This is a genomic window from Nocardia sp. JCM 38205 (assembly GCF_058222935.1).
Map to the genome: position 1 here is coordinate 26,986 of NZ_JBYHFL010000010.1, position 15,867 is coordinate 42,852.

Consider the following 15,867-nt stretch of genomic DNA (forward strand, 5'->3'; position numbering starts at 1 on the left):
TCCCTCTTTTCTGGTCATGTGGGCGCGGTGGGCGGCGTCGAGCGCGGCGTTCGTCGCGGGGACATCGCATGGGGTCCGCGCATGCTGCCGTGGACCGGCATCTTCGAGGGGCCGGCGCGGAGCGGTTCGACGCTGCATGCGCTTCCGGGCGGGCGCGCCATGCCGGCCCCCGAAGACGAGATCTCGATCGGCCGCCATCTACTACGTCGCCGATGACGGTGTGCTGGAACAGTCGTCGTCCTCGGTCGCGCCCGGTTCCTCCATCGCGGGCTTCGAGCAGCGGTTCAGTGACCGGCGCCGGCCGCTGAACGAATGACCTGCGGTGGTCGGCGGCTGTTGCCCCGGATTGCCGAGCGAGAGCAGGAACAGCGTCAGCGAGATCACCGCGCCGACGGCAAGGACCACGAGCAGCAGGTTCGCGTTCGCGGTGGAGGTGTGCGCTGCGAGATGCGCGCCGTAGCGCAGGTGAATCACGAGATGCGCGACCGACCACACCGCGTACGAGCCCAGTCCGCTGCGCACGGCCAGCGGGCTCGCGGCCACGGCCGATGCCGCGAGTGGAATGGCCAGTGCCAGGTTCATCGCACCGTAGTCGAGCAAGAGGTGCGGGTTGTACGGCATGCCGAGGTTGACCCAGGAGAGGGAGAAGAACCATTCGGGGGCGGTCAGGATCACCACTCCCAAGACGGCGGAGACACCGGCGAAGAACAGGAGTCCCCCGCGCGCTATCCGGCCCCGCGTGCCCGTCACCGCGTCACCCGCGCTCGCAGGAACCCTTCGAAGGTGAGGGTGCCTCGGGGATTGTCGGGGACGAGATTCCATCCCTGCGCGTAACCTTGCGCGACCCTGCCCGGCAGACGTGGCGAGAGAATCGGCCGACGCCGATGCACGACCGATCGGTGGATTTCCGCCAGCTCGCGCAGGCTGTGGATCCGCGGCCCACCCAGATCCGGTGCGTTTCCGACGGGTGGGTGGATGGCGAGCTCCGCCAGATGGTCCGCGACCGTCTCGAGGTCGATGGGCTGGAATCGAAACCGGTCGGGCGCGAAGGTGACCGGCAGCCACCGCTGCACATCGAATATCGTGGCCAGCAGATCGTGGAATTGGGTGGCGCGTAGGTTCGTCCACGGCAGCCCGCTACCCGAGATCACTTGTTCCGCTGCCAGTTTGGCGCGGTAGTAGGGCAACGGGATCCGGTCCACACCGGCGATCGAAGTATTCACCAGATGTGGCGCTCCCCCCGTGCGGCCGATCGCATCGACGAGCCGCCGGGCCGCCACCACGTCATTGCGGCCGTAGGTGGTGGCGCAGTGCACGACCACATCCACTCCCTCGACGGCCTCCCCGAGCCCGGCGCCCGTGCGCAGATCGCCGACCACGCGGCCCGCCCCGGGCGTGCGGCTCAGCACTCGGATCTCGCGCTGCCGGGCCTGCAATCGTTCGACGACGGCTCGGCCCAATTTTCCGGTACCACCAGTGACCAGCACTGTGCTCATCCTGACCTCATTTCGTGCGGACGATAGGTGTTCATCGGTTCAGAACCGGGCACAGCCCTGGAATGTGACAGGTCCGTGCGACTGTGACCGACCTCGCAACGTTCGAGGACGTGGCCTGCTTCGAATAATCTTCCGAGCAATGGAATCGCCGGAGCCATCCGCCGCCGACCGCGCGTCGGTCTTCGAAGAACATCGGCCGCGCCTGTTCGGGCTGGCCTATCGGCTGCTCGGCTCCGCTACGGACGCCCAGGATGCGGTCCAGAGTGCCTATCTGAGCTGGCACGACGCCGATTGGGTGGAAACACCCGGCGCATGGTTGTCCAAGGTGGTCACGAATCTGTGCCTCAACCAGCTCACTTCCGCGCGGGCCCGCCGCGAAACCTATCCGGGCCCGTGGCTGCCCTAACCGGTGCTCACCGAGACCGGTGTGCTCGGTCCGCTGGAGACGGTGGAGCAGCGCGAGTCCGTATCGATGGCGTTCCTGCTGCTGCTGGAACGGCTCACCCCGGCCGAACGAGCCGTCTTCGTGCTGCGTGCGGCATTCGACCATTCGCACGACGAGATAGCCGCCATTCTCGATATCGACGCCGCGAATTCACGTCAGCTGTATCACCGTGCCCGCGCGCATCTGGCCGGCCGGCGTAAGCGTTTCGCCGCCGACGAGCCCCGGCATCACCGGATGGTCTCCGAATTCCTGGCCGCCGCCACCTCGGGCGATGCGGCAAGACTGCATCGCCTGCTGGCCGATGATGTGGTGGCCTGGACCGACGGTGGCGGCGCGACCGCGGCCCGCCGCCCGATCCTGGGCCGCGAACGTGTACTGCGCTATCTGATCGGTGCCGGCCGCCGCCTCGAGGCCTCGGCTATCACCGTCACCACAGCCATAGTCAACGGCGAGCTGTCCATGCTCGCCTTCGACGGCGACCGCCTCACCGCCGTGATCATGGTCGAGCCCGCGGACTCTCGCATCGTGGCGCTACGCATGATCGTGGCCGAAGCGAAGCTGGCCTTCGCCGCAGCCACTCTCGATCAAGTGCCCGCCGGCACGCCACAACCGGCGAACCAGTGGGGACTCGGTTGAAGAAGGCAGAGGGAAGCCGACAGGGCGCGAATGCGAAGCCACCGGACAGCACCCAACCGGGACAGCCAATCCCGAGGTGAGTTCCGGGGCGAAGCCTATAGGTACAACCGCGGGCAGCCGTCCCGGACAGGTAGACCCAGGAGAAGGCCCACGGGCGAAGCCCTTTAGGTAGCAACGACGGGCAGCCATCCCGGACGGCTAGATCCAGGAGGAGCTCAGTGGCGCGGCAACGTGGGTGGGCGAGCACAGACGGCAGCCCTGAGCAAGCCCGCAGGTAGGTCGCAATCCGGGGGCTGTTCACCACGGCGGGGCCCGGCGAAGCCCGCCGGGCAGCAACGGCGGGCAAGCCATCCCGGACAGGTAGACCCAGGAGAAGGCCCGGGGGCAAAGCCTTTAAGCAGCAACGGCGGGCAGCCCCATCCCGGACGGGTAAACCACGGCGGGGGTCCGGGGGCGAAGCCCTCCGGGTGGGGTTTGGGGGCTTCGCCCCCAAAAAACACGCGGAACCAAAAAGGCGGCGAATGCTCGCCATGAGCATGCGCCGCCTTTGGTGGAGCTAAGGGGAATCGAACCCCTGACCTTCTCGATGCGAACGAGACGCGCTACCAACTGCGCTATAGCCCCGTGCGGTTCCTGGCGGGAACCGCGCTGTGACACTGTAGCAGGAGGCGGGCGCCGATTCCGAATCGGGCCCGCCACCTGCGGTTATTCTCCGGCGGCGCGGCGCATGTCGCCGCCGGCGGCGCGGTTGCGGACGGCGCGGGCGGCGGTGGCGTCGAAGGCTTCGAGGTGTTCGAAGGCGGGGTCTTCGTCGTCGGGTTCGAGCAGTTCGGAGCGGCGGCGCAGGGCGCGGGCGGTGTCGCGGTCCATGCCGCGGCGGGCGGGACGCGCGGCTTGTTCGTCGCGTTCTTTGTCGGGGCGCTGGGTGGTGCGCGCGAGCCTGGCGCTGCGGCGCCGGCGGATCTCTTCTTCCATCCTGACCTGCTTGCGCAGGTAGGCCAGGTAGGTGACGAGGACGGTCGCGGTCAGGCCGCAACCCCACCAGAAGACGGGCGCGATCGCGATGGCCAGCGCTCCGCACAGCAGGGTGGTGAGTACCAGGCCGAGCACGGCGCGCTGACGGAAGGTGTAGCGGGCGGCGCGGGCGATGGCGTCGGCTTCGGGGTCGAATCCGCCGCGGCCGCGCCGGGTGGGGATGAAGTCGGTGTCGTCGGTGTCGGCGGGCTCGGGTTCGGCCACGGCGGGCAGCGCCGAACGCGCGGGAGGTATCCGGGCGGCGAGCGGGTCGCGTCGGGTGGCGTCCGCGTTATCGTCCTGGTCGTCGTCATAGTCGACGCGCTCTTCGCGGTCGATACGGTGTTCGCGGTCGATGCGGTCTTCGCGCTCTTCGCGTTCCTCGCGCTCTTCATCGTCCACATAGTCGGCGCGCACGGCATCGGGGTCGCCGGGCACGCCCGATTCCGTGTCGTCGGTGTCGGCGGCCTCGTCCGCCGCCATTTCATCGAGTTCCGTCTCAGTCACCGCCCGGCGGGTCGCCTTGGCGGTCGTGGCACGGGCCGCGCCGGTGTCGGTGACGTCTCCCGGCGTGTTGTGTTCGTCGTCAGCCTCGGTGACGGGCTCGTCGGCCGAAGTCGTCATCCGATCCTCCGCATCATCGCTGTGGGGACGCTTTCTCTGCACTCGTCTCGGCCGCCAATCGGGGTCGCTGTCGTGCCCGGCGGCGGGTCCGGACCTGGTGCGCCGCTTCGAACCTCCGCGATGCAGCACCCGGGTGGCGAGTGCCGTGTCGGTGGTCTGCCGGATCCGGGGATGCCGGTCGGCGAGTATCGGAAACAGGACGAAGACCCAGAGTACGACCAGGCCGATCCACAAGATCGAATTCGGCATCGCCGTCAGCACCTCCGTCCCCGCCTGATCCAGTTCCGACCCGCGCCCCGCGGCCCCGTCGCGGTGACTGTTCCGGCTGCCGCACAGGCGCTGCGGCATGGTCGCCGGGCGGGTCGCAGGCTCCCTGCCGATGGCGCAGGGCGCACCACCGACGTCCGTAGGTTAATTCCGGGTAGGGGCACGGTCCGGCAGGCGCGCCGTGCACATCCGCCACACCCGTCACATTTCCACCATTGCGGCCCGTCGTCGGGCCCGCGTTCACAGCAGCGTCAACCGGCCTTCCCGAGCGAGCCGGTCCACCACTGTCCCGGCCACCTCTTCGACGGTCAGGCCGACGAGTAGATGATCGCGCCACGCCCCATCGACATCCAGATAGCGGCGTAGCAGGCCTTCCTCACGGAACCCGACGTTGCGCAGCACCGCCTGGCTCGCCATATTCTCCGGCCGCACGGTCGCCTCGACCCGGTGCAAGCCGACCGGCCCGAAACAATGGTCGAGTCCGAGCGCCAGCGCCGCGGTCGCCACGCCTTGTCCGCCGAGATCCTTGGCCACCCAGTAGCCGATCCACGCCGATCGCAACGCCCCGCGCACGATATTGCCGACGGTCAACTGTCCGCTGAACGCGCCGTCGACCTCGATCACCAGCGGGATCATCGCCCCACGCCGCGCCTCGGCCTTCAGGCTCGACCACAGCGACGGCCAGTTCGAGGCGTGATTGCGCGCTTCCCACGCACCTCGGCCGGTGGGCTCCCACGGTTCCAGATGCTGCTGGTCGCGCAACCGGATCCGGCTCCAGGCGGCGGCATCGCGCAGCCGCACCGGTCGCAACGCCACCTGCCCGGCCGCGACCCGCACCGGGCCCAGATGTGCGGGCCACCCAGGGTGCTGGGTGGCCCGGAAAACGTTCATGGTCTCCACGTTTCAGCCGCGCTGTGCGAGAAAAGCGACCTGGACCTCGTCGCCCGTCCGGATCTCGGTGTCGTCCGGATCGACGACGATCAGGCTGTTGGCCTCGGCCAGCGTCGCCAGCAGATGGGAGGACGCGCCCGCCCCCGAACCCAGTGGTTGCACCAGGTATTCGCCGGTGGCTTCGTCGCGCATCAACTGGGCACGCAGATAGCCCTTGCGCCCGGCCATCGATTGGATCGGAGTGATCGTGCGGGCGTGCACGATTCGCCGCATCGGCTGACGTCGCCCGAGCGCGATCCGGATCAGCGGCCGCACCATCACCTCGAACACCACGAGGGCGCCGACGGGATTGGACGGCAGCAGAAACGTCGGCACCTCATCGCGGCCGAGCCGCCCGAAGCCCTGCACGGAACCGGGATGCATGGCGACCCTGGCGATCTCGAGCTCGCCGAGACCCTCCAACGCTTCCCGCACCTGTTCCGAGGCCCAGCCGCCGACCGCACCCGCGATCACCACGACCTCCGAACGGACCAGCTGACCTTCGACCACATCACGCAGCCTGCGCGGATCGGCGTCGACGATGCCGACCCGGTTGACGTCGGCGCCCGCATCGCGCGCAGCCGCCGCCAGGGCATAGGAATTCACGTCGTACACCTGGCCAGGGCCGGGCGTGCGGTCGATGTCGATGAGCTCGGCGCCCACCGAGATCACCGACAGCCGGGGCCGCGGATGCACCAGCACCTTGTCCTGGCCGACCGCCGCGAGCAGCCCGACCTGCGCCGCGCCGATGATGGTGCCGGCGCGCACGGCGACGTCGCCGGGTTGCACATCGTCGCCGATGCGGCGCACGTAATCGCCGGAACGCACCGGCTCGTACACCTTGATCCGGGCGCGACCGCCGTCGGTGAAGTCGATCGGCAGCACCGCGTCGGCCAGCGTCGGCAGCGGGGCACCGGTGTCGACGCGCACCGTCTGGCGCGGCTGCAACCGGATCGGCTGGCGCGAACCCGCGACCACCTCGCCGACCACGGGCAACGTCAGATCGACCAGTTCGCCTTCTTCGTCACGGATTTCGGCGCCGGCCGACGCGACGTCGACGCTGCGCACCGCGTAACCGTCGATGGCGGCCTGGTCGAAACCGGGCAGCGGCCGTTCGGTGACGACGTCCTCGGCACACAGCAGGCCCTGGGCCTCGGATATCGCGACCCGGACCGGCCGGGGCGCGACCGCCGCCGCGGTCACCTTGATCTGCTGATCCTCAACCGAGCGCATCCAGCCCTTCCCGATCTCCCTCGCCCCTCGGGCGATCTGTTCCTACGCCGTCACCTGCGGATCCCAGTCCGGGCCCAGCCGATGCTGCAGCCACTCCCGCAGGGCGGGACCGTATTCCTCCCGCTCCAGCGCGAAATCCACTGCAGCACGAAGATAGCCGCCCGGGTTGCCCAGATCGTGGCGCGACCCACGGTGAACCACCACATGCACCGGATGACCCTCGGCGATCAGCAGCGCGATCGCATCGGTCACCTGCAGTTCGCCGCCCGCGCCCGGCTCGATCCGGCGCAGCGCGTCGAAGATGGCCCGGTCGAGCAGATAGCGGCCGGCCGCGGCGTAGGTCGACGGCGCGTCGGCGAGGGCGGGCTTTTCCACCATCCCGTTGACGCGCAACACATCCGGATCCGCCACGCCGGGCACCGGCTCGACATCGAAGACGCCGTAAGCGCTCACCTGATCCTTGGGGACGTCGATGGCGCACAGCACCGTGCCGCCGCGTTCGCGCCGGACCCGGCTCATCGTGTCGAGCACACCGCACGGCAGCACCAGATCGTCGGGCAGCAGGACGGCGATGGCGTCCTCGTCGGCGTCGAGCACACTTTCGGCCTGGGCGATCGCGTGGCCGAGTCCGAGCGGCTCGTCCTGCACGACGGAGGTGACATCGAGCAGCCCCGGCGCCTTGCGCACCTTCTCCAGCAGCTGGAACTTGCCCCGTTCGGCGAGGGTGCTCTCCAGCACCAGATCCTCGACGAAATGCGCGACCACACCGTCTTTACCGGGTGAGGTGACGATGACCAGCCGGTCGGCGCCGGATTCGGCGGCCTCGGCGGCCACCAGTTCGATGCCGGGGGTATCGACGACCGGCAGCAACTCCTTGGGCACCGTCTTGGTCGCGGGCAGGAACCGGGTCCCGAGCCCAGCGGCCGGCACGACCGCAGTACGGAAGCACGACTCCACCGCCGCGCCCGTCGTCGAGCCGGGCTCGCCTGCCTTCGCTGTCATATGCACACCTTATCCGTGTAATACGTCGTCCAAGCCTGCTTCGCGGCGGCCTGGCGCCCGCATGAGCCTATGGTGATCACCGTGAAGATGCCCGGTGAGCGCGATAAACATGCCTGGCGGTTGGAGATTCTCGCGCAGCGGGCCGCGGTGTCCGACGCCGACCGGGCGCAGGAGGCGTCCGCGCTGGCAGCGACGGCCGGGCAAATCGCGGTCGGCGAATGGGTGTGCGCGTATGTCCCGGTGCGTGGTGAACCGGGCTCGGAGGCGATGCTCGACGCGCTGCTGGCAGCGGGAGCGCGGGTATTGCTGCCGGTGACGGGGCCGCCGGGACCTCTGGACTGGGCCGAGTACACCGGTGCGGCGAGTCTGCGCGCCGCCCGCTACGGGCTGCTCGAGCCGAGCGGACCGGCATTGGGTATTGCCGCGGTGGCGCGCGCGAGTGTGATTCTCGTCCCTGCGCTGGCGGTGGATCTACGTGGTGTGCGGCTCGGGCGCGGCGCAGGCTACTACGACCGCACGCTGGCCGCGGCCGACCCGGCTGCCCGGCTCGTGGCGGTGGTTCGTGACGCTGAGCTGGTGGAACGGCTGCCCGCGGAGCCGCACGACCTGCGGATGGGCTGGGCCTTGACGCCGCGCGGCGGGCTGCGCGAGTTGTCCGCCGATTGACCGCGCGCCCGCCGGGAATGAAATCCCGGGTGGCAATGTTGGCACTGTCGCCTGTAGAGTGCTAGATCGACGAACCCTGCGGAGGATCCTGTGCCAACTTATTCGTACGCGTGCACCCAGTGTGATAACCGCTTCGACATCGTTCAGTCCTTCACCGACGAGGCGCTGAGCGTCTGCTCGGAGTGCTCGGGCAAGCTGCGCAAGCTGTTCAACTCCGTCGGCATCGTGTTCAAGGGCAGCGGTTTCTACCGCACCGACAGCCGCGGCGGTGCGTCCACCGCCAGCGAGCCCGCCAAGTCCGACAGCGGATCCTCCTCCGGCTCCGATTCGAGCTCCTCGGCCGCCCCCGCGGCGGCGGCCAGCACCGCAGCCGCCAGCTGAGGCGAGTCGCGGGTTGTGCACAGCCCGCGAGTTGTCCACAACCCGTCGTTCACCGGGCCCGGGCCGCCGATCCGCGCCATACGCTCGGCGCATGATCGGAATGTTCGCCGGCCGCCGCCGACTCGGCCCCCAGCGCTTCGGCGATGGTCCGCTCGGCCGCGGCGAGACGCTGCGGGAAGCATTCTGGAATCGGCCACCATGGGCCGACGGATTGCTCGCCAGGCGGGTCCTCGCCGCCGTTCTCACCGCCGCCGCAGTCGTACTGATGCTGCGCGGTGATCCCGATGCCGACCGCGCACGCGTCGTCGTCGCGGCTCGCGATCTACCACCCGGCCATCTGCTCACCTCAGCGGACCTGCGGGTCGTCGACCGGGAATCCGGCGCACTACCCGGCGGTGCGGCGCGCGATCCGGCCCCGCTGATCGGTGCCACCATCACCGGCGCGATGAGCACCGGGGAGATCCTGACCGATCTGCGTGTGATCGGCCCGCGGCTGGCCGCGGTGGCCGGAGGCGCACCGGACGCCAGGATCGTTCCCCTCCGGCTGGCCGATACCGCCGTCGCCGACATCCTGCGCGCGGGTGATCGCGTCGACGTCATCGCAGCCGACGAATCCGACCGAGCCGCCCGCCCCGCGCGCACCCTGGCCACCGATGCCGCCGTGGTCCTGATCTCCGGCTCCCCCGGGTCATCGCCGACACGATCGGCGGAGCGAGTGGTCCTGGTGGCGATGGGCGCCGAGAACGCGGCCGCGGTGGCCGCGGCATCGTTGAGCACCGCCCTGACCGTCGTCTTCCATTGAGATCGATCACCTCTGATCGCCGGCTCCATCGTTCGCCGAGCGTTAGCCGGTGCGGTCAACTAGCATCCGGGAAGACCAGCACCCGGCTGCGGACATTCGGTTCCGCACACCGAAGGAGATAGGGCATTGCTCAAGGGGTTCAAGGATTTCGTGCTTCGCGGAAACGTCGTCGACCTGGCTGTTGCCGTCGTCATGGGTACCGCGTTCGTCGCGATCGTCACCGCGTTCACCAATGGGATCATCAATCCGCTGCTCGCGGTTTTCGGCAGTCCCAATGAACTCGGGCTCGGTTTCCGATTGGTTGCCGACAATCCCTCGACCTTCATCGAGGTGGGCCCGATCATCACCGCGTGCATCAACTTCCTGATGATCGCGGCGGTCCTGTACTTCGTCTTGGTGATGCCTTCCACGCATGTGAAGAAGCGCTTCGCCAAGGAGGAGAAGGAGGAAGTGCTCAGCGACAACGACCTGCTGATCCAGATCCGCGATCTGCTGGCCGAGGGCCAGAAGACCGGCGGGGGGCGGCACGAGTACTCCTCCGAGTCCTGACGACGAAAGGGCCTGTCGCCGAGTGCGACAGGCCCTTTCGATCGTGGGAGGAGAATCAGCCGATGCTGAACGGCTGACCCCACAGGGTCACCACGGACATCACGTTCTCGGTCTCGACCTTGACCTTCACGAACGCCCGCGCCTGCGCGTAACCGGCGCAGCCGCTCAGGCCGATGGTCTCGTCGGCCCAGGTGACGCTGCCGCTCTTGCCCTTGAACTTGTTGCGCTTCTCGTGCGACTCCTCACCGAAGTCGTCGGCCTCTTCGAGGTCGAGCACGTAGAAGGACTTGGCCTGGCCGGGGCCGAGCGACAGCTCGCCGCCGCTCTCGGCGCCGACACCGAAGGACTCACCGTCCCAGGTGCCCTCACCGGAGACGCCGCCCTCGACGCCGCCGCCGCCGATGTTCACCTGGCAGCCCACGACATAGCCGGGGTAGATCTTGCCGCCCTTGGCGCCCGAGCCGGACAGCTCGACCTGCGCGCTGGCCGAGACCCACGCGTTGCGGTGCACCGGGGTGGAACCCATCGACGGGTTGATGTTGGCCGACTCGCCGACCAGACGGACCGTCACCACGGTGCCGTCGGACAGGGTGCGGACGATTTCGCCGCCGGGCAGCGGCACGAAGGTGTCGGCGTTGGCCGCACCGGTGGAGAACAGGCCCATCGCGACGGCCGCGGCGGCACCCGCACCGGCCGCACGCACGATGCTCTTACGGTTGATCATTGTGTAATGCCCCTCTGGGGTTGATTCGCTTCAGCGAGAGATTGATTGGCGGATTCGAGACACATCGGTCCGGTCCGGCCGAGACGGCCGGGCAGACCCGGAATCAGCCGATGCTGAACGGCTGGCCGTAGAGGGTGGTCTTCGAGTAGTGGTCGCCGATGATCTCGACCACGGTGTAGGCGCGGGCCTGCGCGTAACCGGCGCAGCCCTGGATCTCCATCTCGACGTCCTGGTACTCGACGGAGTAGACACCCGGCTTGGTGATGTCCTTGTACTCGATCTGGACGAACTTGACCTCACCCGGGCCGAGCTCGAGACCCACCGAGCCACCGACGGACGCGCCGTCGAGGTCGACACTGCCGGAGACACCGGCCGAGATGGCCTCGTCGCCGATGGCGACCTGGCAGCCGACGATGTAGCCGGTGTTCAGCTGCGAGGTGCCGTGGGTGGAGGAGTTGTTGGTACCGGGGGCACCGGTCGGACCGTTGTTCGGACCCACTTCACCCTCGGGGGTGGCGGTGACATCGGCGCTCGCGATACCGGAGACCCACACGGTGCGGCCGGCACCGTTGGCCGCCAGCGACGGCGAGACCAGCGCGCTCTCATGGGTGCGCTTGATGGTGACGCCGGGGCCGATCTTCTCACCGTCCGGCAGCGGCACGGAGGCGTCCGCGTTGGCGGCGCCGGCCGAGAACAGTCCCATGGCCACGGCGGCGACGGCGCCGACGCCCATCGCGCGCGTGACGTTGGTGCGGTTCTTGCTCATACTTCCCCTCATCAGGTTTTCAGCGACAACCCCGTTCGCACGGGGATGGCCTACAGCAGGCTCAGATGAGCGTGCTCGAAAGCGCTGACCGCCAGATGAACCCGAATCGGCACAGCGAATGAACAGTCGGGGACGGCATTTCGTCCGCGGCATGGCAGCAAGATGAGGTGTAGGTAGCCGAGAGGTTACGCAGATCGGCCGAATCCGCCGCGACAGGGACGAATTCACCGGTCGCGGGCCGAAAACAGCAGAACGCGGGCCTGTCACGATTGTGACAGACCCGCGTTCATTTCGCTGGTCGCGTTTGCTCAGGCCGTTGGCCGGCCCGAGCGGGAGCCGATCAGCCCAGGCTGAACGGCTGACCCCACAGGGTCACCACCGACATGACATTGTCGGTCTCGACCTTGACCTTGACGAAGGCACGCGCCTGCGCGTAGCCGGCGCAGCCGGTCAGACCGATGGTCTCATCGGCCCAGGTGACCGAGCCGCTGGTGCCCTTGAAGACGTTGCGGGTCTCGTGCGACTCGTTGCCGAAGTCGTCGGTGTCTTCGAGGTCGAGCACGTAGAAGGACTTGGCCTGGCCGGGGCCGAGCGACAGCTCGCCGCCGCTCTCGACGCCACCGGTGGGATCGCCTTCCCAGGTGCCGCCGGCAGAGGCGCCGCCTTCGACGCCGCCGCCGCCGATGTTCACCTGGCAGCCCACCACGTAACCGGGGTAGATCTTGCCACCCTTGGCGCCCTCACCGGCCAGCTCGACCTGCGCACTGGCCGAGACCCAGGCGTTGCGGTGCACCGGGGTGGAGCCGAGGGAGGGGTTGATATTGGCCGATTCACCGACCAGGCGGACCGTCACCACGGTGCCGTCGGACAGCGTCTTGACGATTTCGCCGCCGGGCAGCGGCACGAAGGTGTCGGCGTTGGCCGCACCGGTGGAGAACAGGCCCATGGCAACGGTGGCGGCAGCGCCGAGTCCGGCCGCCCGCGCCACGATCTTACGGTTGATCATGTTTGTACCCTTCGAGGGTCGAGTTCGCTCGAGGCGAGAGGTTTGTACGGTCGAATTCGACGACTCAGCCGATGCTGAACGGCTGCCCGTAAAGGGTGGTCTTCGAGTAGTGGTCACCGATGATCTCGACGACCGTGTACGCCCGCGCCTGCGCGTAACCCGCGCAGCCCTGGATCTCCATCTCGACGTCCTGGTACTCGACCGAGTAGTGGCCCGGCTTCAGAATGTCCTTGTACTCGATCTGGACGAACTTCACCTCGCCCGGGCCCAGCTCCAGACCCACCGCACCGCCGACCGAGGCGCCCTCGACATCGATGCTTCCCGACAGACCGGCGGAGATGGCCTCGTCGCCGATGCTGACCTGGCAGCCCACGATGTAGCCCGTGTTCAGCTGGGACGCACCGTGGGTGGAGGAGTTGTTGGTACCCGGCGCGCCGGCGGGGCCGTTGTTCGGACCCACCTCGCCCTCGGGGGTGACGGTGACGTCCGCGCTCGCGGTGCCCGAAACCCAGACAACGCGACCTGCGCCATTGGCCGCCATGGACGGCGAAACGACAGCGTGCTCATGGGTGCGCTTGATGGTCACACCCGGACCAACCTTCTCGCCGTCCGGCAACGGCACGAAGGTATCCGCGTTTGCGGCCCCGGTCGAAAGCAGACCCAGGGCCACGGCGGCTGCGGCGCCGACGCCCGCGGCACGGGCTCCGCGGCGCAAACCGTTGGTGCGGTTCTCGCTCATACTTCCCCTCATCAATTTTTCTCGAACAGACCAGCCTCGACCGTCGAGGCTGGACATGGTCCTCACAGGCCCAGCTCAGTGTGTCGCCTATTTGTTGCCGTTGTGTAACTCGCTGTTATTTCAACGCAAAGCTCGACTACCGCCGGGCCACACCCGACTCCGCGAGGTCTGCACATTCGTGCAGGCCACTGGACTGCGGAGGCGGTTGCGATGGCCCGAGGCGAGATTAACCGGCGGTAACGGAACGGACAACGAAAGTATTCGTCAAGACTCGAGTGATCTGTATCACATAGCCAAAATGCTTATATCGCTTGACGTGCATAAATGCAGGATGCGAGTTCCGGCAAAGTAGCCGAATTGCCCCGGACGGCGAAGCAGCACCAGCGGCGAATACGGGACGAGAACGTATTCCGGAGGAGATCGGAACAGCAAAGAGCTTGAATCTTGAACGCTCGAGATAGCTACGCGTCAGTAAATACGTAGCAGGGCAGTAGATAACGGGCGAGGCATCGGCGCCAGGGCGGTAGCTGGAACGCGGAAGAACTCAGCCGTGATGCGGCGGAACCTGCGACCGCAACCAGTCGTCGATGCTCGACGGCGTGTCGCGGTCGTCGCCGCGTTCGTCGCCGGTGGTCTCCGGGAGCACCTCACCGAAGATGCGCGCCAGACGCGCGGCGTCCCCCGGCCGGCGGACCGGACGGGGGACGTCGCTGCGATCGTCGGAAGAACTCATTCGTCCAATCCGGACAGTTCACCGATCACCCGGCTGGCGAGCGGGCCGAGGGTCGCCATGCCATCGCGGATGGCCGAACGAGTACCGGGCAGGTTCACCACAAGGGTGCTGCCGGAGATACCGGCCAGGCCGCGCGAGAGACCCGCGTCGAGGGAACCGGCGACCCGGCCAGAGGAACGCAGGGCCTCGCTGATACCGGGCAGCTCACGGTCGAGCACCTGGGAGGTGGCCTCCGGCGTGACATCGCGCGGCGACATGCCCGTGCCGCCGACCGAGATGACCAGGTCGACGCCGCCGATCACCGCGGTGTTGAGCGCGTTACGGATCTCCACCTCATCGGCCTGCACCGTCACCGACGCGTCGACGAGAAAGCCCGCTTCGGTGAGCAATTCGGTGACCAGCGGGCCCAGCGAATCCACACCACCGTGCGCGGTGCGGTCGTCGACGACCACGACCAGTGCGCGTCCTGCCACGGAACCATCGATGTCCATGGTGCTCACCGTAGCGTCACCGCCGAGCATCGGCTCCCATCCCCCGTGCAGCACCTGCATCACCGCACTCCCCCGGTCGACACCGCGTCGAGGGTCACCTCGACCGTCTTGGCGTTTCCGCCCTGCTCATCGGTATATGTCACGCTCACCTTGTCTCCTGGTCGGCTGGAACGGACGGCGGCGACCAAGGCGTCGCCGGAGTCGATGGTGCGGTCGTTCATCCGGGTGATCACCACTCCGGCCGGGATACCGGCCTTGGCGGCGGGACCGTCGGGGGTCACCTCGAGCACCCGCGCTCCGCGCACCGTGTCGTTACGCGGCACCGTGATGCCGATCTGGGCATAGGTGGCGTGGCCGGTCTCGATCAGTTCTTCGGCGACCCGGCGGGCCTGATCGACCGGGATGGCGAAACCGAGCCCGATCGAGCCGCTCTGCTGGCCGCCGAGGTCGGAGCCGCCGAGGGTGGCGATCGCGGTGTTGATGCCGATCAGCTTGCCGTTGGCGTCGACCAGCGCACCGCCGGAATTACCCGGATTGATCGCGGCGTCGGTCTGGATGGCGTCGATGACGGGGTTGGGCGTGGCCGGGTCGGCGCTCGGCTGACCGGAGGTGGAGACCGGCCGGTTCAACGCCGAGACGATGCCGGTGGTGACGGTGCCGGCGAGGCCGAGGGGCGAGCCGATCGCGATGACGGGCTGACCGACCTGGAGGCCGGCCGAGCTGCCGAGTTCGATCGGGGTCAGGCCCGTCTTACCCTCGACCTTGATGACGGCGAGATCGGACACCGGATCGGCGCCGACCATGGTCGCGGACGCGGTGCTGCCGTCGGCGAAGGAGACCTCCATCTTCGCGCCGGGACCGCCGCCCGCGGCGACGTGGTTGTTGGTCAGGATCAGTCCATCCGACGACAGGATGACTCCCGAGCCCTCGCCCTGTGCGCGGTTGCTCGCGACCTTGATCATCACCACGCTCGGCAGCACGCGCTGGGCCACCGCCTGGGTGGAGCCGGCGGGCGCGGTGGAGGCGTTATCGATATTGGGTTTCGGTGCGTCGAGGGCGTTGGTGACAGTGGTCGCGGCGCCGTCGTCGCCCGCGACCAGCGCGCCGACCGCGCCACCGACGCCGCCGCTGACCAATGCCAGCGCGACCGCGCCCGCGACCAGGCCGGTGCGGACCGGACGCTTGGGGGCGGGCTGCGGCTCGGGAACGGGGGCGTGGCCGAACGGAGGGCCCTGCGGACCTGGCGCCGAGTGGTAACCCGGCGGCGGCACGGCCCCGGGATGCGGGCCGTGCGGTCGATCGGTGAAATCCTCGGTCATGGTTACTCGTTTCTTTCTCACGTCGTGCCATCCAGCGTGACGCC

The 15,867-nt window shown here is 68.4% G+C and carries 19 protein-coding genes and 1 tRNA gene; 6 read left to right on the plus strand and 14 right to left on the minus strand.

All coding sequences use genetic code 11. From position 1 onward, the window contains the following. Positions 1 to 201: 201 nt before the first annotated feature. On the minus strand, positions 202 to 750 hold the full coding sequence (locus AC4HOU_RS26610) for a hypothetical protein (protein ID WP_195020030.1): 549 nt from the start codon (positions 748 to 750) through the stop codon (positions 202 to 204). Then, positions 747 to 1,496, minus strand: coding sequence for an SDR family oxidoreductase (locus tag AC4HOU_RS26615; RefSeq protein ID WP_195020031.1), 750 nt, complete (start codon positions 1,494 to 1,496; stop codon positions 747 to 749). The genes AC4HOU_RS26610 and AC4HOU_RS26615 overlap by 4 nt, the downstream gene beginning before the upstream one ends. A 139-nt stretch (positions 1,497 to 1,635) precedes the next feature. Between AC4HOU_RS26615 and AC4HOU_RS26620 the strand changes: the two genes are divergently transcribed. Further along, entirely contained in the window at positions 1,636 to 1,902 is a 267-nt protein-coding gene (locus AC4HOU_RS26620) for a sigma factor (protein WP_490725517.1), read from the plus strand. Between the two features lie 3 nt (positions 1,903 to 1,905). Then, a complete protein-coding gene (locus AC4HOU_RS26625; RefSeq protein WP_324197353.1) occupies positions 1,906 to 2,577 on the plus strand; it encodes a sigma factor-like helix-turn-helix DNA-binding protein in 672 nt (223 codons plus the stop codon). A gap of 548 nt (positions 2,578 to 3,125) precedes the next feature. Here the strand turns inward: AC4HOU_RS26625 and AC4HOU_RS26630 are convergent. The 5 genes from AC4HOU_RS26630 to AC4HOU_RS26650 all read right to left on the minus strand — a co-directional run bounded on the left by AC4HOU_RS26630 (position 3,126) and on the right by AC4HOU_RS26650 (position 7,647). Next, positions 3,126 to 3,201 (minus strand) — tRNA-Ala (locus AC4HOU_RS26630). A gap of 81 nt (positions 3,202 to 3,282) precedes the next feature. Next, positions 3,283 to 4,563 carry a divisome protein SepX/GlpR gene (gene sepX, locus AC4HOU_RS26635; RefSeq protein ID WP_324191310.1) on the minus strand — a complete coding sequence of 427 codons (1,281 nt, stop codon included), beginning with the start codon at positions 4,561 to 4,563 and terminating at the stop codon, positions 3,283 to 3,285. Between the two features lie 159 nt (positions 4,564 to 4,722). Beyond that, complete coding sequence (locus AC4HOU_RS26640; RefSeq protein ID WP_048834420.1) at positions 4,723 to 5,373, minus strand: GNAT family N-acetyltransferase; 651 nt, start codon at positions 5,371 to 5,373, stop codon at positions 4,723 to 4,725. A gap of 12 nt (positions 5,374 to 5,385) precedes the next feature. Beyond that, positions 5,386 to 6,645, minus strand: coding sequence for a molybdotransferase-like divisome protein Glp (glp, locus tag AC4HOU_RS26645; RefSeq protein ID WP_014352933.1), 1,260 nt, complete (start codon positions 6,643 to 6,645; stop codon positions 5,386 to 5,388). Positions 6,646 to 6,687: 42 nt separating this feature from the next. After that, positions 6,688 to 7,647: a UTP--glucose-1-phosphate uridylyltransferase gene (locus tag AC4HOU_RS26650; RefSeq protein ID WP_490725518.1), complete on the minus strand. Its 960-nt coding sequence runs from the start codon at positions 7,645 to 7,647 to the stop codon at positions 6,688 to 6,690. 69 nt (positions 7,648 to 7,716) lie between these two features. On the opposite strand from AC4HOU_RS26650, the gene AC4HOU_RS26655 reads away from it, so the two are divergent. The 4 genes from AC4HOU_RS26655 to mscL all read left to right on the plus strand — a co-directional run bounded on the left by AC4HOU_RS26655 (position 7,717) and on the right by mscL (position 10,045). Then, entirely contained in the window at positions 7,717 to 8,313 is a 597-nt protein-coding gene (locus AC4HOU_RS26655) for a 5-formyltetrahydrofolate cyclo-ligase (RefSeq protein WP_490725519.1), read from the plus strand. Positions 8,314 to 8,403: 90 nt separating this feature from the next. Then, on the plus strand, positions 8,404 to 8,694 hold the full coding sequence (locus AC4HOU_RS26660) for an FmdB family zinc ribbon protein (RefSeq protein WP_036540013.1): 291 nt from the start codon (positions 8,404 to 8,406) through the stop codon (positions 8,692 to 8,694). A 91-nt stretch (positions 8,695 to 8,785) separates the two neighbouring features. Then, positions 8,786 to 9,496 carry an SAF domain-containing protein gene (locus AC4HOU_RS26665; RefSeq protein ID WP_228805995.1) on the plus strand — a complete coding sequence of 237 codons (711 nt, stop codon included), beginning with the start codon at positions 8,786 to 8,788 and terminating at the stop codon, positions 9,494 to 9,496. 126 nt (positions 9,497 to 9,622) lie between these two features. Further along, the gene (gene mscL / locus AC4HOU_RS26670; protein WP_163811295.1) at positions 9,623 to 10,045 is read left to right on the plus strand and encodes a large conductance mechanosensitive channel protein MscL; all 423 of its coding nucleotides are present in this window, start codon (positions 9,623 to 9,625) and stop codon (positions 10,043 to 10,045) included. 55 nt (positions 10,046 to 10,100) lie between these two features. Here mscL and AC4HOU_RS26675 read toward each other — a convergent pair whose 3' ends face one another. From AC4HOU_RS26675 to AC4HOU_RS26705, 7 genes are all read right to left on the minus strand, one after another. Next, positions 10,101 to 10,769: an MspA family porin gene (locus tag AC4HOU_RS26675; protein ID WP_163811293.1), complete on the minus strand. Its 669-nt coding sequence runs from the start codon at positions 10,767 to 10,769 to the stop codon at positions 10,101 to 10,103. A 103-nt stretch (positions 10,770 to 10,872) separates the two neighbouring features. Further along, positions 10,873 to 11,535: an MspA family porin gene (locus tag AC4HOU_RS26680; RefSeq protein ID WP_490725520.1), complete on the minus strand. Its 663-nt coding sequence runs from the start codon at positions 11,533 to 11,535 to the stop codon at positions 10,873 to 10,875. A gap of 340 nt (positions 11,536 to 11,875) precedes the next feature. Beyond that, complete coding sequence (locus AC4HOU_RS26685; protein WP_163811290.1) at positions 11,876 to 12,541, minus strand: MspA family porin; 666 nt, start codon at positions 12,539 to 12,541, stop codon at positions 11,876 to 11,878. Positions 12,542 to 12,605: 64 nt separating this feature from the next. Continuing rightward, on the minus strand, positions 12,606 to 13,280 hold the full coding sequence (locus AC4HOU_RS26690; RefSeq protein ID WP_163811288.1) for an MspA family porin: 675 nt from the start codon (positions 13,278 to 13,280) through the stop codon (positions 12,606 to 12,608). A gap of 544 nt (positions 13,281 to 13,824) precedes the next feature. Then, a complete protein-coding gene (locus tag AC4HOU_RS26695; protein WP_490725521.1) occupies positions 13,825 to 14,013 on the minus strand; it encodes a hypothetical protein in 189 nt (62 codons plus the stop codon). Further along, positions 14,010 to 14,504, minus strand: coding sequence for a MogA/MoaB family molybdenum cofactor biosynthesis protein (locus AC4HOU_RS26700; RefSeq protein WP_178127606.1), 495 nt, complete (start codon positions 14,502 to 14,504; stop codon positions 14,010 to 14,012). The genes AC4HOU_RS26695 and AC4HOU_RS26700 overlap by 4 nt, the downstream gene beginning before the upstream one ends. 59 nt (positions 14,505 to 14,563) lie before the next feature. Next, entirely contained in the window at positions 14,564 to 15,823 is a 1,260-nt protein-coding gene (locus AC4HOU_RS26705; RefSeq protein ID WP_163811281.1) for a S1C family serine protease, read from the minus strand. Between the last annotated feature and the right edge of the window lie 44 nt (positions 15,824 to 15,867).